The organism is Pantoea pleuroti (genome assembly GCF_014156615.1).
Classification (GTDB): domain Bacteria; phylum Pseudomonadota; class Gammaproteobacteria; order Enterobacterales; family Enterobacteriaceae; genus Pantoea; species Pantoea agglomerans.
On sequence record NZ_SBFD01000001.1, the window covers coordinates 689609 to 709670 of the forward strand.

16 protein-coding genes are annotated in these 20062 nt (G+C 56.6%); 5 read left to right on the forward strand and 11 right to left on the reverse strand.

Annotated features, from left to right (window positions below; translation table 11 throughout):
• The first annotated feature begins 54 nt into the window (after window positions 1-54).
• Window positions 55-915: an excinuclease Cho gene (cho, locus tag EPG66_RS03400; protein ID WP_010245728.1), complete on the forward strand. Its 861-nt coding sequence runs from the start codon at window positions 55-57 to the stop codon at window positions 913-915.
• A 73-nt stretch (window positions 916-988) separates the two neighbouring features.
• Here cho and spy read toward each other — a convergent pair whose 3' ends face one another.
• The 6 genes from spy to EPG66_RS03430 form a co-directional block, all read right to left on the reverse strand.
• Window positions 989-1483 carry an ATP-independent periplasmic protein-refolding chaperone Spy gene (spy, locus tag EPG66_RS03405; RefSeq protein WP_010245731.1) on the reverse strand — a complete coding sequence of 165 codons (495 nt, stop codon included), beginning with the start codon at window positions 1481-1483 and terminating at the stop codon, window positions 989-991.
• Between the two features lie 332 nt (window positions 1484-1815).
• Window positions 1816-2787 carry a succinylglutamate desuccinylase gene (gene astE, locus EPG66_RS03410; RefSeq protein ID WP_182685952.1) on the reverse strand — a complete coding sequence of 324 codons (972 nt, stop codon included), beginning with the start codon at window positions 2785-2787 and terminating at the stop codon, window positions 1816-1818.
• A 50-nt stretch (window positions 2788-2837) separates the two neighbouring features.
• Complete coding sequence (astB, locus tag EPG66_RS03415) at window positions 2838-4166, reverse strand: N-succinylarginine dihydrolase (RefSeq protein WP_033757456.1); 1329 nt, start codon at window positions 4164-4166, stop codon at window positions 2838-2840.
• Entirely contained in the window at window positions 4163-5632 is a 1470-nt protein-coding gene (gene astD, locus EPG66_RS03420) for a succinylglutamate-semialdehyde dehydrogenase (protein ID WP_115758402.1), read from the reverse strand. Before astD ends, astB begins: the two co-directional genes overlap by 4 nt.
• Window positions 5629-6660, reverse strand: a complete 1032-nt coding sequence (gene astA, locus EPG66_RS03425) for an arginine N-succinyltransferase (RefSeq protein ID WP_031590495.1) — start codon at window positions 6658-6660, stop codon at window positions 5629-5631. The genes astD and astA overlap by 4 nt, the downstream gene beginning before the upstream one ends.
• Entirely contained in the window at window positions 6657-7877 is a 1221-nt protein-coding gene (locus EPG66_RS03430) for an aspartate aminotransferase family protein (RefSeq protein ID WP_115758403.1), read from the reverse strand. The genes astA and EPG66_RS03430 overlap by 4 nt, the downstream gene beginning before the upstream one ends.
• 930 nt (window positions 7878-8807) lie before the next feature.
• On the opposite strand from EPG66_RS03430, the gene EPG66_RS03435 reads away from it, so the two are divergent.
• A complete protein-coding gene (locus EPG66_RS03435) occupies window positions 8808-9881 on the forward strand; it encodes a porin (protein ID WP_281369249.1) in 1074 nt (357 codons plus the stop codon).
• A 76-nt stretch (window positions 9882-9957) separates the two neighbouring features.
• Here EPG66_RS03435 and EPG66_RS03440 read toward each other — a convergent pair whose 3' ends face one another.
• Complete coding sequence (locus EPG66_RS03440; RefSeq protein ID WP_182685954.1) at window positions 9958-11514, reverse strand: putative bifunctional diguanylate cyclase/phosphodiesterase; 1557 nt, start codon at window positions 11512-11514, stop codon at window positions 9958-9960.
• A gap of 550 nt (window positions 11515-12064) precedes the next feature.
• Between EPG66_RS03440 and EPG66_RS03445 the strand changes: the two genes are divergently transcribed.
• The 3 genes from EPG66_RS03445 to EPG66_RS03455 all read left to right on the forward strand — a co-directional run bounded on the left by EPG66_RS03445 (window position 12065) and on the right by EPG66_RS03455 (window position 14729).
• Window positions 12065-13609 (forward strand): methyl-accepting chemotaxis protein, encoded by a 1545-nt coding sequence (locus EPG66_RS03445; RefSeq protein WP_083068199.1) that lies wholly within the window; start codon window positions 12065-12067, stop codon window positions 13607-13609.
• A gap of 322 nt (window positions 13610-13931) precedes the next feature.
• The gene (locus tag EPG66_RS03450; protein WP_031590500.1) at window positions 13932-14426 is read left to right on the forward strand and encodes a MarR family winged helix-turn-helix transcriptional regulator; all 495 of its coding nucleotides are present in this window, start codon (window positions 13932-13934) and stop codon (window positions 14424-14426) included.
• A gap of 102 nt (window positions 14427-14528) precedes the next feature.
• Window positions 14529-14729, forward strand: coding sequence for a hypothetical protein (locus EPG66_RS03455; protein WP_223265937.1), 201 nt, complete (start codon window positions 14529-14531; stop codon window positions 14727-14729).
• A 194-nt stretch (window positions 14730-14923) separates the two neighbouring features.
• Here the strand turns inward: EPG66_RS03455 and EPG66_RS03460 are convergent, their stop codons facing one another.
• The 4 genes from EPG66_RS03460 to EPG66_RS03475 all read right to left on the reverse strand — a co-directional run bounded on the left by EPG66_RS03460 (window position 14924) and on the right by EPG66_RS03475 (window position 19909).
• Window positions 14924-16153: a methyl-accepting chemotaxis protein gene (locus tag EPG66_RS03460; RefSeq protein WP_246379100.1), complete on the reverse strand. Its 1230-nt coding sequence runs from the start codon at window positions 16151-16153 to the stop codon at window positions 14924-14926.
• Between the two features lie 272 nt (window positions 16154-16425).
• On the reverse strand, window positions 16426-17859 hold the full coding sequence (locus tag EPG66_RS03465; protein WP_182685958.1) for a YchO/YchP family invasin: 1434 nt from the start codon (window positions 17857-17859) through the stop codon (window positions 16426-16428).
• 173 nt (window positions 17860-18032) lie between these two features.
• On the reverse strand, window positions 18033-18830 hold the full coding sequence (locus EPG66_RS03470) for a glucose 1-dehydrogenase (protein ID WP_022625770.1): 798 nt from the start codon (window positions 18828-18830) through the stop codon (window positions 18033-18035).
• Window positions 18831-18841: 11 nt separating this feature from the next.
• Window positions 18842-19909: an ABC transporter permease gene (locus tag EPG66_RS03475; RefSeq protein WP_010245772.1), complete on the reverse strand. Its 1068-nt coding sequence runs from the start codon at window positions 19907-19909 to the stop codon at window positions 18842-18844.
• Window positions 19910-20062 lie beyond the last annotated feature (153 nt).

Below are 20062 nucleotides of genomic sequence, written 5' to 3' on the forward strand. Positions count from 1 at the left end.
GATCATTTCACCTGCCTGTTATGCTGTATGGACAACCAGTAAATGGAGTCCATCTTGGTCAGACGTTCTGCCATACTTCGCCCCGAACCCGACGCGAATGCAATTTATCAATATCCCGAACACCTGCGTGAATGGCTGGAAGGCCTGCCAAATCATCCTGGCGTCTATACCTTTCATGGCGAAAGTGAGTCGCTGCCGCTCTATATCGGTAAAAGTGTGAATCTGCGTTCGCGGGTAATGTCCCATTTCCGCACCCCGGACGAGGCGAAAATGTTGCGCCAGTCGCGACGTGTGAGCTGGATCCCTACCGCGGGCGACCTCGGCGCGCTGCTGCTGGAAGCGCAGATGATCAAAACCCAGCAGCCGCTGTTCAATAAGCGACTGCGCAAAAACCGGCAGCTCTGTTCATTGCAGATTACCGATGGCAAACCGAATGTGGTCTACGCAAAAGACCTCGATTTCAGTCAGTCCCCCAACCTGTTTGGGCTCTATCGCAGTCGCTTCGCCGCGCTGGAACGGCTCAAGCAACTCGCGGATGAGTATCAGCTCTGTCATGGCCTGCTGGGTCTGGAAGCGCTGAGTGCGGGGCGAGGCTGCTTCCGCTCGGCACTGCGCCGTTGCGCCGGGGCCTGCTGTGGTAAAGAGCCGGTCAGCGATCATCAGGATCGACTGCTGGAGGCGCTGGAAAACGTGCGGGTGTTCTGCTGGCCGTGGCAGGGTGCCGTGGGGCTGGTGGAAGAAGGCAAAGAGATGACGCAGATCCACGTTATCGACCACTGGTTCTATCTCGGTTCGGTCAGCAGCATGGATGAGGCCAGAAAACTGCAGCGGCCCAAAGGCGGTTTTGATCATGACGGCTACAAAATCCTCTGCCGCCCGATTCTGTCAGGTGCCTACCCTATTCTGCCGCTATAAAAAAACCGCCGACGCTGCCCACTCACCTTCAGTGGACAGCGCCGGCGGTCTCAGAACGTTCGCTTAACGAGTGTTATTCAGCCGGTTCTGCTGGCGGTGCCATTTTGCCCTCGTGCGGGCCTTTCTCAGTCAGACGCTTTTCAAAGTTAGCGTTGTACTGTTTCTTCTGCTCCGGCGTCAGCACGTTATAGAGCTTGTTCTGGGTTTCCAGCATCTTCAGCGCATGCTCTTTGGCATTGGCGGACATCTTCTCTGCCTGCGCTTCTGCTTTGCTCTGGTCGAAGCTGTCAGAGGCAATAATGCTGTGGGCCGCACGACGCTCGTCCAGTGACGGGCGTTTCATATCTTTGTGGCTCTCTTTCATGATGTCGCGCATCTGAGTTTTCTGCGCGTCGGTCAGGTTCAGACCTTTAAACATCATCTCCATGCCGTGGCGCATTGGCGGCTTGTGCATCGCTTTTTCGCTGCCTGCTGGCGGTGGAGTCAGGTTGTCAGCGGCTGCATGGACGGCGCTGGCTGCACCAAACGCCAGCGAAGAAGCCAGTAAAAGGGAAGTCAGTTTGCGCATAATAGTGTCCTTATAATTCATGATAATGACGACAGCACTCTGTCGCGTCTTCGGAAACAAGCATACGACGCTGAACGTCAACTACTCAGAGTCTGAGTAAAGCCGTGAAAGCATAAAAGATAAAAATCGGGCAATCATGAAGAGAATAAGAAGAAAGGCGTGAGGAATTGAAAATGTTTATGAATTTAAAGCGAATTTGGCAGAAATCATGGAGGAGTGTAAGGGTTACGACAGGAAAGCGGAAGCCGATCTTCCACTTTTCCTGTCGGTTTTTTAGCGCCGATGGTCTGCGCTGTTAACAACCGTTATCAGACCGGCAGCGCCTGGGTCTGTTAGCTCTCTTCAATCAGCATCAGTCCGGCACGCAGCCCGGCGGCCACGTTGGGGTTAGGGAACAGCACATACTCCCGCGCCTGCTGCACGTAATAGCGGGTGCGACCATCTTCCGCCAGCAACGTCCCCTGTGGAAACGCGGTAAAGTTCAGCGTTTCCGGCGACATATGCAGCGTAAAGTGCTCACTCAGTCGGGTGATCTGCTGCGCGACCCGATAGTGACGCGGTTTAACCGCTGCCGCAGGCAACGCTTCGCCATAGAGTAAAGACGCCAGCGCCTGCTGTGCCGCACTGAACTGACTGAGGTCGTTTTCGCCAAACGGCAGCGCTTTGCCCAGCTCCAGGGTACAGCTGGCCGCACCGAAGTGCTCGCAGCTGAAGTGGGTAAAGGTGCCGCCCGGCGAGCGATGGAACACCAGCGCTTCCAGCCCGGCAGCGGCCAGCCAGTCAAGAAACGCGGGCGGCCAGGGGCGTTCATTGTGCGGCATTACGCCGAACTGAGGATGATAAGAGCCACGAATAGCCGTGTGCATGTCGAGATGCCAGCGCGTTTCATCGCACTCGCCCAGCTGCCAGAAGGTCTCCAGCGTCTGCTCCAGCCGCAGCACGCGGCGTGCCTCATCACCATCATCAATCTGCTGCCAGCGTCCGCCAAACAGCCGGTTAATGTCATAATGCACATAGCGCTTACCGGCGCGTAGCGCTGAGGGGTTACCCAGAATCACCAGCATGCGCTGCTGTAATGGCTTTTCGCCCCGCAGCAGCGGATTAACCAGCTGGTTTACCATTTCTACCGGGGCTGTTTCATTGCCGTGGATCCCGGCAGAGAGCACCAGCGCCTGTTTAACCGGCACCGTCGGCTCCATCAACAGTATGCCGTGATACAACCATTGCCAGCGAAGATGCGCCGTTTCACCACTACGCTTACGCGGCACCTCGCCGGAGAGCGTTTGCTGTAAAAAGTCCTGCATCGTTCCTCCTTTTCGCCCTGAGCAGGCGGCAGCCTGTGCTGCCCCCTCCTTCACTGCTGAAATGCATATACATTTCCTAAGTCTAGCAGCTTCGTCAGTTCATCCAGCGCGTCGCGTCCCTCACGCAGCAATTGTGGGTCGACCAGATCGGCCTGGGTCAGGCGATCGCGGTAATGACGGTCAACCCAGTTATTCAGCGTGCTGAAGAGCCGATCGTTCATCAGCACCGCCGGATTCACTGCCTGCTGCTCCTGTGGTGTCAGCACCACCCGCAAACGCAGGCAGGCTGGACCACCACCGTTATACATGCTTTCGCGCAGATCAAACACCTTCAGGGCTTTGAGTGGCGTGTCAGCCTCAACCTGTTCACACAGATAGCGCCAGACACCCGGATGCTGACGTGACTCCTCCGGCAGCACCAGCATCATGGTGCCGTCGGGACGGCTCAGCAACTGACTGTTAAACAGATAGGTCTCCACCGCATCTTTCACTGACACCCGATTTTCCGGCACTTCCAGCGCCACAAAACCGGGGACGCGCGACCGAAGCTGCGCCAGCAGTTCAGGCTGATTAACAAAGGCGTGCTGGTGACAGAAGAGCATCTGCTGGTTACTCACCGCAATCACATCGTTATGGAACACGCCCTGATCGATCACCGCAGGATTCTGCTGCGCATACAGCACGCTTTCCGGTGAGAGCTGATGCAGACGGGCGACCGCCTCGCTGGCTTCCCGGGTCTGACGTGCCGGATAGCGCTGCGGGGCTTTGCCCTCATGGCTGCTGTCGCGGCCATAGACAAACAGCTGCACGCCGCGCTCACCATAAGCGCCGCCCAGCCGGTTATGGTTCGCCGCCCCTTCATCGCCAAACATCGCCACCTGCGGCAAAGCATCATGCACCGCAAAATGGCGATCGTCGCGGAAGATGGAACGCAGCAGCCAGGCCGTTTCCGGCGCTTCTATCGCACGGTGGAATTTGTTGTTAAGGTTCGCCACCGTCAGGTGAACCCGGCCATCAAGGCTGTCCGCTGACGGCGAGACCGTGGCAGCATTGGCGACCCACATCGCCGAGGCTGAACTGACGGCGGAGAGTAATCCCGGCGCAGTTTTCCCGGCCGCAGCCAGCACCTGCTCATCGCTGCCACCAAAGCCGAGCTGGCGCAGCGCCGCAATATTGGGCCGCTCATGCGGCGGGATCACCCCCTGCACATAGCCCATATCGGCCAGCGCTTTCATCTTGAGCAACCCCTGCTTTGCCGCCAGACGGGGGTTCGACGGCTGCAGCTGATTGCGGGTCGAGGCTTCGTTGCCAAACGACAGCCCGGCATAGTGGTGTGTTAACCCCACCAGCCCATCAAAGTTGGCCTCGGTTGCCTTCATGACGTCGTCTCCTGGGTGGAGAAATCGAGGCCCGGCGACAGCGTGGCGGGCAGCGTCAGGTCAGGCGTCTCCAGCGAGGCCATTGGCCAGGCGCAGTAATCCGCCGCATACCAGGCGCTGGCGCGGTGGTTGCCCGAGGCACCAATGCCGCCAAACGGCGCGGTACTGGCTGCGCCGGTCAGCGGTTTGTTCCAGTTAACGATACCGGCACGTGCTTCAAGCAGCAGCTGATCAAACTGCTGACGTGACGGTGAGATCAACCCACACGACAGGCCGTAACGGGTCTGGTTCGCCAGCGCTATCGCCTCTTCAAATGTCTCATAGCGGACTACGCCTAACAGCGGACCAAAGACCTCTTCATCCGGAATGCCCTGCACGCCGGTTAAATCGATAATACCTGGCGTCAGGATGGCACTGTGGCGATCCGGCCAGCGCATTTCCAACAGCACCTCGCCGCCCGCCTCAACCCGCCGTTGCCACTCACCCATAATCTTCTCTGCCGCGCCGGTGGAGATCACGCTGCCCATAAACGGCTGCGGTTCAGTATTCCAGGCGGCGGGTTGCAGTCGCCCCGCCACCTCCACCAGCCGCCGCAGAAACGCATCCCCTGCATCGCCCCGTCGGACCAGCAGACGCCGCGCGCAGGTGCAGCGCTGACCGGCGGTAATAAAGGCTGACTGCAATGTGATGTTGACAGCCGCATCGGTGTCCGCCGGATCTTCAACAATCAGGGCATTGTTACCGCCCATCTCCAGCGCCAGCATCTTTTCAGGCTGACCGGCAAACTGGCGATGCAGCTGATAGCCGGTATGGGCGCTGCCGGTAAACAGTAGGCCATCAATCTGCTGACAGTTGGCCAGCGCCTGACCGGTCTCACGTCCGCCCTGTAACAGTGCCAGCACGCCGGCAGGCAGGCCCGCAGCCAGCCAGAGCTCAACGGTTTTTTCGGCGGTCAGCGGCGTCAGTTCACTGGGTTTAAATACCACGCAGTTGCCCGCCAGCAGCGCCGGAACGATATGGCCGTTTGGCAGATGTCCCGGGAAGTTATAGGGACCAAACACCGCCAGCACCCCATGCGGGCGGTGGCGCAGCGAGCTTTCGCCTTCATGCTGCTCACCGGTGCGGCTATGGTATGCCTTCACCGAAAAGCCGATTTTGTTGATCATCGCGCCCACTTCGGTCAGCGCTTCCCAGCGCGGCTTGCCGGTTTCACGGGCGATGGTTTCCGCCAGCGCCGTTTTATGCGCCTCAAGCCCGGCGGCAAATTTCTCAACGATCGCCTGCCGTTCCGCCAGCGGGTGTCTGGCCCAGGCTGGAAATGCGTCGCGCGCCGCCTCGCAGGCTGCGGTGACCTGAGCGGCTGAGGCCGCGTGGCCCTGCCATAACGTCTCGCCGCTGACCGGATCCGCTTTCGTCAGAATCTCAGCATCACCGTCCAGCCATTGTCCATTTATCAGATGTGTCATGCTGTTTTCTCCTCTTTGCAGAGCGTCACCACGCGCAGGCTGTCGCCCGGCTGGCAATGGAGCGCCTGCATCTGTTCATCCGTGAGTTGCACGCTGTCGCTGTCAGCCTTTGCCGGAATCAGCGCCACACGGAACTGGCGATAATCGCTATTGGCAACCAGACAGAGCGGGCCATCAGCCGGGTTTTCGCCCCGTTCTGCGCTGCGCAGCCGGCTTTTACGCACGGCGCGGATATGATCGATGTCGCACTCCAGTGTCGGGCCGCCATCAAAAATGTCGACATAATTGAGGTAGCGGAAGCCCTCTGCTTCCAGCACCGCCCGCGCAGGCGCGGTTTGCGGATGGACCTGTCCAATCACCGCCTGCGCTTCCGGTGTCAGATAGTCGATGTAGAGCGGATGTTTCGGCATCAGTTCAGCGATAAACGATTTCTGTCCGGTACCACTAAGGAAGTCCGCTTTGCTGAATTCCATAGAGAAGAAGCGGCTGCCAACGCTCTCCCAGAACGGCGAATGGCCCTGCTCATCGCTGACGCCACGCATCTCGGCCACCACCCGGTTCGTAAAACGTTCACGGAAATTGGCCATAAACAGGAAGCGTGACTTCGACAGCAGATAGCCGTTTTTGCCATCACGGTAATCGGGATCGAGAAACAGCGTGCAGAGCTCACTGCTGCCGGTATGGTCGTTACTCAGCGACAGGGTGGGCAGCGCGGCATAAACATTCAGCTCTTTTGAGGCGTGCACCTGGGTACCGACGCGAAAGTTGTACCAGGGATCCTGCAGCCCCACCGCCACCTCAATGGCGCAGATGCCGACGGCGCGGTTATCTTCGCTATCGGCCAGCACAAAGACATAGCCCTGCTCGGCACGTGGCAGAGAATCCTCCCAGGTCTGCAGCGATCGATCGATACGCGCCTGTAGCGTGGCGCTATCGACCGGCAGCGAGGTCAGCCCGCCACCGGTTTTGCCCGCCAGCGCCATCAACTGGCTTAAGTCATCGCGTTCAACCGGACGGATTACCATCATGATGTTGACCCTCGCACCAGGCTTTCACACACCTCGGCAAAGCGGGCCATGCCCAGCTTCACTTCCAGCTCACTGATATTCAGCGCCGGGGCAAAACGCACCACATTGGCACCCGCAATCAGCACCATGACGCCCATTTCCGCGGCGGCAAGGTTGATCGCTTTGGCTTTACCGGCAAAATCGTCGCTGAGCACCGCGCCAATCAGCAGGCCAAGACCGCGCACTTCTTTGAACAGATGCAGACGCTGGTTGATCTCATCCAGTGCCGCCACAATCCACTGGTGACGTTCTGTTACACCCGCCATCAGTTCAGGCTGGTTGATCAGCTCCATGACTTTACCTGCCACTGCGCCCGCCAGCGGATTGCCGCCATAGGTGGTGCCGTGGGTGCCAACGCCCATCACCAGCGCCAGATCTTCGCGCGTCAGCATCGCACCAATCGGGAAGCCGCCGCCCAGCGCTTTGGCGCTGGTGAGCACATCCGGCGTGACGCCATAATGCATGTAGGCATAAAGCGAACCGGTACGGCCAACGCCGCTCTGCACTTCATCAAAAATCAGCAGAGCCTGATGCTTATCACAGAGTTCACGCAATCCACGCAGGAACGCCGGATCGGCAGGCAGCACGCCGCCTTCACCCTGAATGGGTTCAACAATGACTGCGCAGGTATGGTCATTAATCAGTTCAGCCGCCGCAGCCAGATCGTTAAACGGGGCATGCTGGATCTCTGGCGGCAGCGGCGCAAAATCTTTTGAGTAAGCGGGCTGACCACCGGCTGTTACCGTAAACAGGGTGCGGCCATGAAATGCATTCTTAAACGCCACGATGCCACTTTTATGCGGACCGACACGATCATGTGCCACCTTGCGCGCCAGCTTCAGCGCCGCTTCGTTCGCCTCCGCCCCGGAGTTACAGAAGAACACCCGGTCAGCGAAGGTGGCATCGATCAGCTGCTTCGCCAGTCGCAGGATCGGTTCGTTGGTATAGCCATTACCGGTGTGCCATAAACGTGCGGCCTGTTCCTGCAACGCCTGTTGTAATGCCGGATGCGCATGCCCTAACGCATTGACAGCAATGCCACCGGCGAAGTCGATATAATCTTTGCCGTTTTGATCCCAGACGGTGGAGCCTTCCGCGCGAACCGGTATAAAAGTCGCAGGCGCATAAACCGGCATCATCCATTGATCGAAATCGTGACGTGAAACGTGCAGTGCCATAACCCACTCTCCTGCTTTACTTTACCGGCCGGGTAAAGCTTATGTTTTAGAATTGTTAAAAGATGTTGTAGTGCAGCCCTACTGTAGAGTGCAGTTAACGTGCCAGCCAGAGAATTAATGCATAAAATGGTCTTCACGACGTAATATCAATGAGTTACACGCTGACAATATTCACTTAATTTGCATATATAGTGAATAATTGTCTGATTGCAGCGCCAGAAGCGGGTTTTAAATAGCGGAATTATGCATTCACGGGATGAAATATCGCTTTTGTGATCGCTGATAAATTATCTCTCCAGAAAAGCCCCTCCACTGCCCTGTTTTAGCGCAGTTTGCCTCGCGATGGTGCAGCGATTACGCGGGGGAACTCGTCCGGAAATGTCAGAACAACCTGGCTTTATTTAACAAAAGTTTTTCATTTACCCCTGCAGACACATTAATCCACGTATCTTTTTCAGGCTATTTTATAAACAGGGTGATTAATATTTAATCAGCAACTCTGACTATTATTCCGGAGGTGATTATCGGGCCAGAAAGAATATTCCATAAAGATGAACAAATATTAATACGCAGACTAATGGTTAGGATAAAAGCCTTATAAGGTTATTCTTATCGGATAATCATCCATAATTTAATCAGGGGTTACATTGATTTAAAAACGTACAAAAAAAGCCTCTTTAAGACCACCATTTAAAAGAATAAACTATTGATAAATATAGATATAAAATCATATTACTCATAATTACTTATTAGAAGAAAATCTTATTACTTTACTATTTAATCTTCTGTTCCTCGCTGTTATCCATCAGCTGAATATAGACATCACATTTTGTTACTTTTATTGCACTTTGTACTTTTGTCTTTTTGTGTCATTTTCTTTTCACCCCACATCAGGGGAATAATAATTAATGAATACAGGGTAATAATTAAATGATGAAGCGCACTTTACTGGCGGCTGTCATGCCGTTACTGATCGGTCTCTCCTCCGCGCAGGCCGTAGAAGTTTATAACAAGGATGGCAATAAGCTGGATCTGGTCGGCAAGATTAACGTGTCACACCTCTTTTCTGACGATAACAACAACGATGGTGATACCTCCTCTTATGCCCGCTTTGGCTTTAAAGGCGAGACAAAGATTACTGACCAGCTTACCGGCTACGGTTTCTGGCAGTATCAGTACAGTCTGCATAACTCCGAGGGCAGTGACGCACAGGCCACCAACCGTACCCGTCTGGGCTATGCTGGCCTGAAGTTTGGCGAGGCAGGTTCGCTGGATTACGGACGTAACTACGGCCTGGTCTATGACGCGCTGAGTTATACCGATATGCTGCCGTTCTTCGGCGGCGACTCCGGTTATACCGACGCCTTCCTCTCTGGCCGCTCAACCGGTGTGCTGACCTGGCGTAACAGCAATTTCTTTGGTCTGGTCGACGGCTTAAACCTTGCCGCGCAGTATCAGGGCAAAAACGATCGCAGCAGTAACATTGACGGCGTACGTCGTTCTAACGGCGACGGCTTCGCCCTCTCCGCTTCCTATGACTTCGATTTCGGCCTGAGCTTTGCCGGCGCGTTTGCCAGCCTGGATCGCACCACGGCGCAGAACGCTGCCGCACGCGGAGAAGGCGAAAAAGCCCAGCACTGGGCGACCTCGGTGAAATATGATGCGAACCAGGTCTATCTGGCTGCCATGTACGGTGAAACCCTGAATGCCACGCCGATAACCGGCGGTTTCGCTAACAAAGCGCAGAACTTTGAAGCCGTGGCGCAGTATCAGTTCCTGAACGGCTTCCGTCCGTCCGTGGGTTACGTCTCATCCAAAGGCAAGGAAATTGAGAATATCGGCGATGCCGACATCATTAAATACACCGCCGTGGGTGCCACTTACTACTTCAACAAGAACATGTCGGTCTATGGTGAATACCGCATCAACCTGTTGAAAGATAACAATCCGCTTCGCCTGGCGACCGACGACATCACAGCCCTGGGTCTGATTTACCAGTTCTGATGTGACAGCGGGCCCGGCTCTGAACGCCGGGCCCGTTTATTGTTTTAATCCCGGCCACAGAGTGTGTTACGCGCTTTCAGCCCAGCGACCTGACTAAGCTAACGGCCACCGCCTCTTCCTGCATCAATTCCTCCACGTTAGCGGACGCCAGCAGCGTGGTGGCCTGCCCGGCAGGTACCGGACGGCTGAAGAGATATCCCTGACCGTAATCACAGCCGCGCTTTCTCAGCCACCTCAGCGTGGCGACATCCTCAATGCCCTCTGCAGTAATAATCACATTAAGCCCCTGACAGAGTGCCAGCAGCGTTTCCACCACTTTTCGCTGCTCAGATCCGGTCACGATTCCGGCGATAAACGTCTGGTCAATTTTGATTTTGGTAATACCCAGCCCCAGCAAAACCGACAGGTTGGAGTAGCCGGTGCCAAAATCATCCAGCACCACTCCGATACCGGCCTCTTTCAGCAGACGGATCGCCTGGCGGGCATCGTCAGATATGGCCATGACATTCTGTTCGGTGATTTCAAGTTCCAGCATTACCGGCCCGGCATGCTGCATAATACTGGACAGACAGCTGGTCAGCGACGGTCTCAGCAACTGCTCCGGGGTAATGTTCAGCGACAGGCAAAGGCCGGCTGGCCATGCCCGGGTTGCACTGACAGCATCCTGCAGCAGCGCCACAGTCATGCTGTCCATCAACCCCAGCCGCTCCACCACTGGCAGAAACTCTGCAGGTGAAACCGTCTGACCGGACGCAGTGATCCAGCGCGCCAGTATCTCAAAGCCGGTAATGTTACCGGTGCGCAGTGAAACCAGCGGCTGCAGAAAGGGAACGATGGCATGACCGCTAACGGCGGCAACAACTTCCTGCTCCAGCCTTTCCCGCTGGCGAAAGCGCAGCTCCATGTCAGGGGAGAATCGTGCCAGACCGGCGCACTTATCCTGCTTCGCCTCGTACAGCGCCAGATCCGCCGCCCGCACTACATCGGCCTGACCCGTGCAGGCTGAACTGGCAATGCCTGCGGAAAGGCTCAGGAAGGTGTGCGGACCGGTCCGGATGGATGCCGCATGCTGGCAGAAGCTTTCGGCGGCGGCAAGCGCCTGCTCTGCCTGTGAAGCCTGGGCAACAATGGCAAATTCATCCCCACCGATGCGAAACACCTGACTCCCGGTACCCGCCGAAGCGATCAGCAGATTGGCCAGCGCGACCAGCGTGGCGTCGCCCTGAAGATGACCGTTCAGGTCATTGATATTCTTAAAGTCATTGATGTCGAGCAGCGTCAGGGTGTAGGGCGTCCCGTCGGCATCAAGCGCAGCAATGTGTGCAGTGAACGATCGGCGGTTCATGACTCCCGTCAGCGCATCAGTTCCGGCCAGCCTGAGCGCATTTTTTTCCGCACGCAGCGTGTTGCGGATCAGACCCGCGATAAGCAGCGCCGGAATAATCATTGCCAGTCCGGCAAACGAGGTGGAGGTCAGGATAAACCGCAGCCGCTCGCTGGTTTCAAAATCGGGATCATAGCTCAGGCCCAGCAGGCTGGAGATCCACGCCTCGAGCCCGAATTCCCACAGCGTGGAGAGTAAAATGATGGTCGCAATATTCAGCATTGCGAGCCAGAAAAGTTTCAGGCGCATGCGTTAGTTCCCGGTGATGGAAAGTGTCAGAGTTTTGTTTTAATTTTCAGTAAGAAACCGGGGCGTACTTCTCATACAATGCCTGCTAAGCAGCCGACAATTATCACCCCTCCGCTATTTTTACTCATCGCATTCGCACGTTCTCACCCGCCTTACGGCAGTGAGACAGACGTTCTGCGAAGCCCGATGCGTCTCGGTTACGTCATCAATGTCGAATAGTGTTCTATCGGCAGCAGCGGCCAGATTAACAGGGCCGTCCGGTTAAATTTGTGCATTACGGCGGTTTTGACGGGTTACGCCGCTGGCGTATCGCGCCGCTGCACCGCGCGAAAAGGCGTACACTCACCAGGCAATAAACAGCGATTTATCAGGATATTGGCCGGATTTTTACTCTTACCCCGAATATAATTTTTGAACTAAATGGGTGAGAAGGCGTGCGATTTTTAATCGCACGAAATTAAATAGTGATCAATTTAGTTAAACGTAACTCTCCAGAAGTGCTCTCTCCTGCCGATACCGGTTTATCCAATAAACTTTCCCGGAAAGAGAGATGAAAATTTCAACGCGCCTTAGCGCAGGTTTTGGCTTGCTTATTCTGCTGTTTATTATCTGTACCGGCACCGCGATTCACGCGCTGGATAGCGCTCGCGATGGTATGGATGAGGTGGTTAATGTCCGTTTGAAAAAGTACCAGACGGTGCTGGATATGCGCGGTGGCGTGCGGGATATGGCAATCGCGGTGCGTAACCTTGCTCTGCTGACCGATCCTGCTGCCATGAAGCCAGAATGGGAACGTCTGCAAAAACAGCGGGCGCTTTATATCAGCAACCGCGAAGCACTCTCAGGCATGATGCAGACCGACTCCGGACAGGCTGGACGTGAGGCGATGAGCAGAATCGAGTCCACTGAAGAGGCCGCCCTCTCCACGCTGATGACCGCCGGAAAACTGGGGATGGAAAATCGTCAGCAGGAGGTCACCGACTATCTGTTAAAGGTAGCGCGTCCGGCTCAGCAGATCCTGCTGAAGGCGATAAACGATCTGACCGAGCTTGAGATGCGCAGCAGCCGGGATGCGGTAGTGGATAACGGCATCGCCATCGCCCGCACCACCTGGATACTGATCATCCTGGCGGTGCTCTCCGTGCTGGCTGCCGTCGTCACCTGCGCGTTTATTGTGCGGATACTGATGCGCCAGCTGGGCGGCGAACCGGTGCAGGCTCAGATGCTGGCTGCTGCGATTGCCGCCGGTGATCTCACCTCGCCGGTCACGCTGCGCCGTGGCGACAGCACCAGCCTGCTTGCCTCGCTCAGCGGCATGCAGACCAACCTGCGCGAACTGGTTACGCAGATTAAAGGGGCATCCGCCTCTGTGGCGCTGGCGGCCGATGAGATTTCGCAGGGCAATACCGAGCTTTCATCCCGTACCGAGCAGCAGGCTGCTGCGCTGCAGGAAACGGCCGCCAGTATGGAGCAACTCACCGCCACGGTAAAAAGCAACGCCGCGGGCGCGCAGCAGACTGCCGGTTCAGCGCGCGAGGCCGCCACCCTGGCCCATGCGGGCGAAGCAGATGTCCAGCGCCTGTCAGAAACCATGCATGACATTTCGCTGAGTGCCGTTCGGGTGCGCGATATTACGTCAGTGATTGAAGGCATCGCTTTCCAGACCAATATTCTGGCGCTCAACGCCGCCGTCGAAGCGGCACGCGCCGGTGAAGAGGGTCGCGGATTTGCCGTGGTCGCGGGTGAAGTCCGCTCGCTGGCCCAGCGCAGCGCCACCGCAGCACGCGACATTAAGCAGCTGATTGAGCAGGCCGTGACGCAGGTCGAAGATGGCGTGACCGTGGCGGCCGGAACGGGTGAGCGCATCCTGAAGATTGTCAGCCGCGTCGGTGAACTGGCCGATGCCATGGACAACCTCTCCCTCTCCTCCGGAGAACAGATGCAGGGCATCTCCCAGGTCAGTATTGCGGTGAGTCAGATGGATGGCGTCACGCAGAATAACGCCGCGCTGGTGGAAGAGTCCTCTTCTGCGTCGCAGTCACTGCTGGCCCAGGCGCGCGACCTGCGCGGCATGGTAGAGACCTTCACCGTATAAGCCCTATCGGCGGGCGGCTTCAGCCTGGGTTAAATGCTGAAATTGTCCTGCCGATCTTCGCGGCGTTGCACCCGGCGCACGTTGCGCGCAAGGGTTGCGACCGGTTATATTGACTTCAATTTAATTTGACTCAATACTGTGCCGACTTTCAATCGGCGTCGCAGCTAAAGGCTTTTTCTCCCGCTGCGATAGCGCTTAAAGGTCTGGTGTTGTAAACCAGAAAAGAGATGCTGCCGAAATCAACATCTCCCCGAGATACTATTCGCGAGACTTCACGGCTGTCCAACAGCCTGGGGTCTGGCTGTCCCACCCCGGACTCAGAATGAGTAAAGATATGAATGATGAACCCGCGGGGTTCTCCGATACGCCTCCCGCCAGTGCAGCGCCTGAAACCATCGACCAGTTTCTCTGTTTTGCGCTCTATTCCGCCTCACTTGCCATGACAAAGCTCTATCAGTCGCGGTTAAAACCGCTGGGTCTGACCTATCCGCAATATCTGGTGCTGCTGGTGCTGTGGGAAAAAGATCGCCTGACCGTCTCTGATATTGGTGCACGCGTCCGGCTTGATTCCGGCACGCTCAGCCAGCTTCTGAAGCGGCTGGAAAGCGCGGGCATTATCTGTCGCCAGCGTGACACGGGAAATGATGAGCGCCGGGTGCTGGTCTCTCTGACAGAACAGGGCCACCAGCTTAAAGTCGCGGCGGCTGGCGTCCCGGCTGATATGATCTCGGTGATGGATACCGCCTGTAGCGAACTCGGTGATCTGACGACTCAGGTGGCAACGCTGCGTGAAAAGCTGCTTAAGGCCCTGCCATGATGCCGGCTTATCATAAACCTGTGAGCAGGCTGATAAAGCTGAATCGCCTGAGTGTTGCCCCTTCAGATGCTATTCAGCAGAACGGTTGCGCTGGAGTTTCTATTGAGTACTGATAAACCGGCAGATATGGCTGACGTCCATGCCGTAGTAGGAGAGGCTGTGTCGAGCCTGCTGAAGTCAGGCAAGACGGCAGGCATACAGGAAATAATCGCATTCCTGCAGCATCAGCAAGCACGGTCGGTAAACGGTCAGCGAGAGGTCTACGCCAGAGCCGTGCGTATTGTGATGGCCATGATTCGCTGAAGTGTCACTGACCGGCTGAACGACGGCTTTTTAATCGCCTGAACACCTATCAGCTGCGATATTTTTGCGCGGAATACATAAAAGCCCGGGTGCAGCCGGGCGGTCCTGTTTAACAGCATAACACTCGCCTGTTAATTCCTTTTAGGCAGGACCACCCCTCTACCGGCCCTTTCATCTGCCCGGCTTAAACGCCTTTATTCACCCTGTGCCGCTCGGGCAACCTCTTTCACGGCATTCTCCACGCGCTCTGAATCTTTCTGAATGCTCGCAATCACCTCTCCCGCTTCACGCATCAGCATAACGCCCTGACTGGTACTCGCCAGCGAGGTTTCAATCCCCCGCAAAACCTCTCTGGCCAACTGATTATTCCCCGCCACTACCCGTTCAATCTCCTCAGTCGCGCTACTGACTGAGGCTGCCAGGTTACGGACTTCTGCCGCCACCACAGCAAAACTGCGGCCCGACGAGCCTGCCCGCGCCGCTTCAATAGCGGCATTAAGTGCAATAAGTCGGGTCTGCATGGCAAAACGTCTGATGGTTTCAACCATGCCATCAATGCTGTCAGACTGGCTGTTAAGGCGGGTAACATCTGCCGACACAACGCTCATCTCTGCGGCAATCTGGCTGATCATCTGAATGCTGTTGTCGATAACATCCGCGCCCGACTGTGCGCTTCCCCGCGTCTGAGCGGCCATATTCCATGCCTTTAACGCCGCATCAGACTCCTGCTGATTACGTAGCACCTGTTCCGTAACATCGCTGGCGAATTTAACAATTTTAGTGAGCTGTCCGTCACTGTTAAACACCGGATTGTAGGTCGCTCTGAGCCAGAGCGGTTCGCCACGCCGGTTAAGGCGGGGAAACTGACCCGAGAAGAATTCGCCCTGATTCAGTCGCGCCCAGAACTGGCGGTATTCATCGCTCTGAGAGAGGCTCTTTGAACAGAATAACCGGTGATGCTGACCTATTACCTCAGTAGCCTGATAACCAGTGGCCTTGAGAAAGTTGTCGTTTGCTTCGAGTACGTGCCCGTCAGGGCTGAAGGCGATCACCGCCATGGAGCGGCTGATGGCATTAATGATCGACGTCTGCTCCAGGGATGACTGCATCCTTTCAGAAATATCAGCGGCAATTTTAATAATTTTAAAGACCCTGCCGCGTCGGTCAGTCACCGGAATATAGCTCGCCTCAAGCCAGACCGGACGCATGCCGCTGGCCAGCCGCAGAAATTTGTCACTGTAGCTTTCGCCTGCCGCCAGGCGCTGCCAGAAACGTTGATATTCTGGTGAGTTAACCAGTGCAGCCGGACAGAACATGCTGTGATGCTGACCCACGATTTCATCTGCCCGGTATCCCATGGTGGCCAGAAATAGCGGACTGGCTTTCTGAATAATTCCAGCAGGCGTGAACTCAATTACGGGCATAGCGCGCCCCAGCGACTGGAATGACGCGGCAGAATGCAAGCCACGCTGACGATAAAAAGAAGGGAGAAGGCATTTCAGAAAATTCAGACGCATCAGCAGGACCAGAAGAAGTTGGAATTGCTGTAGTTATCGGCATTCAGGCGACGCGCGTTATACATCGCTGTGATAGTCACGGATGATGATTGAAACATGATGTTACTGATAGCGCGGTGCAGGATCGGCCCGCCCACCATCCGGGCAAACACATCCGGCAACGTGCGTCGTCCTGCTCGCTACAGTGTGGCGCCACCGGGAGCCATCAAATCATAGCGATCGTTCTGCGGGGCCTCGTCCACGGTCATCGGTGGCTGAATTTTCAGGGTGATCCAGTTAGAGGTCACACGCTGCTGCTTGCTGTCCTCCAGCGTTACCGACAGGCGATATTCGTTGCTGGCGTCTGGCGACGGATCCCACTGCGGTAAGATCACACTCCAGCCCTGCGGATCGGCGTTATTGGCCGGAGGTGTCAGGCTCAGCGCCTGCGTATCGCCCTGCCAGCTTACCGCCTTGATAGCATTGCTGGCGCGCACCTGCAGCTTCAGCGGCAGACTCTCGCCACTGCTTAACTGCCAGGGCGGTGTTGCCAGAAACACGGACAGCGTTTTGCGCTGACGGAAAGCGAGCACCGGCGTATCGCTGCGCGTGACGGTATCGTAACGGCTGCCGCGCAGGGAGTGCGCCTCTGCGACGTTTCCGGCATCGAGCTGACGACGCAGCGCCACGCCAAAGCGGTAGTTGAGTTTCAGCCCCAGCTGATCCTGGCTCTCACCGGCGCTGCTGGTTTTATGGGTAGCAGACAGCGTCACCAGCGGCACGGGGGTGTAAGAGAGACCAAAAGACATGGCGGAGGGATTGTGATAGCGGTTGCCGCTGTTAAACAGATCGACATTCTCACCCAGATATTGCTGATAGCTCACCGAAACGCCCAACTGACGATAAAAGGGCAGATAGCTCTGGCTGGTAATATCGTAGCCGCGCGCCATGCGCTGCTGCTGCGAATCGCCCAGATTTTTCCAGCCGGAAAGCGGCTGATAGTAGTTGGCCGAGAAGCGCATTGAATCGCTCCACGCTTCCGTGCCCACAGAGGCGCGCTGCAGACCGCTGCTGAACACGCGGTCAACAAAGCCGTTGTAACCCAGCAGCCAGTCACCGGCATCCCAGCGTTGCCCCAGTCCCGCATTGCCAACCAGGCCATCGCCGGTATCGTGCAGACCAAGCTGGCTGAAGGTGAGCCGGCTGTTTTCGTCGGCCAGTGCGCTGAAGAGATCGCCGCCGGTACCGGTGAAGTTTCCGTTCATGTCGACTTTCAGATCCAGCTGCGCGGTGCCGTAAGGGGAAAGCAGTGACTGCCCTTCGCTCTCAACCCGATCGGCCACTTCATCGCGCAGATGATTGAACGCCCAGACGCCCGCCTGCTGACCAAACGTGACATTGCTGTCGCTGTTGTTACTCGCTTCACCGATACTTTTGGCCACGGCCGCCAGCTTTTTGCTCCACTCTTCATCCTGATCGCTGGCACCGCCGAGCGTCGGCAGCGACTGACTGTAGCGCGCAGGATCGTCGAATGGCGTCTCTGACACCGCTGTTTCAGTCTGAAAAGCGCGGGCGCTCTGCGTGGCAGTCAGCGACAGCGCAATCAAAGAGAGAACCCCTGTTTTCCGTATCATGTCACCCGGCACATTGATTAGTTCGTAGCTGCAATTAAAGAAAAATCATCAGCTATTACCTTAACATATTGTGACGGCGATGCAGGACAGCAGCGGCGAATTGTGCATATAACAGAAAAGTCCGGGTCAGAAAAAGGCCTGCGTTTATAGCAGGCCTGCGATCTCTCACCGCATCAGGAGAAGATTAAACCGCCATCCACATTGATGGTCTGCCCGGTGATGTAGCGCGCATCCTCTGATGCCAGAAACGCCACCAGGCCGGCAACATCTTCCGGCTGACCAGCACGCTTCAGCGGAATGTTTTGCACCCACTCCGCCATCAGTTCCCCTTTGCCGTAGGTTTTCTCCTCGCTGCTGAGGATCTCGCCCCAGACGCGATCGTTGTAATCCCACATCTCACTCTCAATGATGCCGGGACAAAAAGCGTTGACCGTAATGTTCCACGGCGCCAGTTCCAGCGCCAGACTCTGGGTAATGCCTATCACCCCCATTTTGCTGGCGGCGTAGTGCGGCGTGTAGATAAAGCCCTGTCTTCCCTGCCCCGATGAGGTGTTGATCAGGCTGCCGCTGCGCTGCTGCACCATATATTTCGCCGCTTCACGGCAGCAGAGCCAGACGCCGGTGGTGTTAACCGCCAGAATCCGCTCAAAGTCGCTTTTCGGCATGGTGTCGAAGCGATCGATGGTGATCACGCCCGCATTCTGTATCGAGACGTCGATCTGACCAAAGCGTTCAAAGGCCTGCTGATAGAGCTGCTGCACCGCAGCTTCATCCGTGACATCGACCTGCAGCGCCAGAATCTCACTGCCATACTGCTGCTGAAGCTGGTCAGCTGTAGCGAACACCCGGTCAGCATTCGACACCATCACCAGCCTGGCCCCGTCGCGGGCGAAACGCGCCGCTATCCCGGCCCCGATGCCACGACAGGCACCGGTTATCACCACTGTTTTTCCACGTTGTTCGCGGCTCATAATAGCTCCTGTTAACTGTGACGAACATCAGTAAGGGGGGCTGCCTGCTGCTTTTTTTCATGGCGACGCAGCAGCACCACTTTGCTTTGCAGACGTTGCTGGAACTGGTCGATGACCACCGCAGTCACAATCACCAGACCTTTGATTACCATCTGCCAGAAATCGCTGACGCCCATCATCACCATGCCATCCGCCAGGAAGACGATAACGAAAGCGCCAATAATCGAGCCGGAAACCCGGCCACGTCCGCCCGCCAGCGCCGTGCCGCCCAGCACGGTGGCACCAATGGCGTCCATCTCAAACATGTTGCCGGTCATCGGGTGCGCGGTCTGCAACTGAGAGGCCACCACCAGCCCGACGAGTCCGGCGCAGAGGCCGGAAAAGGCGTAGACAAAAACTTTCACCTTGATAATCGGCACGCCCGCCAGTCGCGCGGCGGACTCATTGCCGCCAATGGCGTAGATATAACGACCCAGCGGGGTTTTGCGCGTCAGGTAGAGGCCGAGCAGTAAAAAGCCGAGCATCAGCCAGATCGGCAGGTAAACGCCCAGTACGGTGCCGGAACCGAGCAGCGAAAAGCCGGTGTTGCCCAGCGCGGGCACTCCCACCAGGTTGGCGTAGGTGCCGCCGTCGTTGAACAGCAACGCCGCACCGCGCGCCACATACATCATGCCCAGGGTGCAGATAAAGGGTGCAACGCCCAGCCGGGTGATCACCGTGCCGTTAATCAGTCCCACCAGCACGCCAAAGATGGCCACGACCAGAATCACTTCAGGCACGTTGAGAAACAGCGTATTGCCGCCCCACAACGGGATGCCATTGGTGAGCAGTGCGCCCGCCACCATGCCGCAGATCCCGGCGACCGCACCCACCGAGAGATCGATACCGCCGGTCAGGATCACCAGCGTCATACCAATGGCCAGCAGGCCGGTAATCGCCACGTGCTGCGTCATGATCAGCAGGTTAGAGGGGGTGAGAAAGTTCGGCACCATCACGCTGAAAAAGCCGACCACAATCAGCAACGCAATAAAGGTGCGGGCCTTCAGCAGGTACATATAGAGCAGATATTTTTGGTTCATGAAATTCTCCGGCCAGCTTAGAGCCTGGCCCGCCAGGCGTAATGGTTTCAGGCAGTCTGGACACGGACAGCGCGGAACAACCGGCACGTACACGCAGTACGTAAGGATTACTCGCTGTGCTCGCCCCTTCAGGGCCGCCCTGACGGGCGTTCA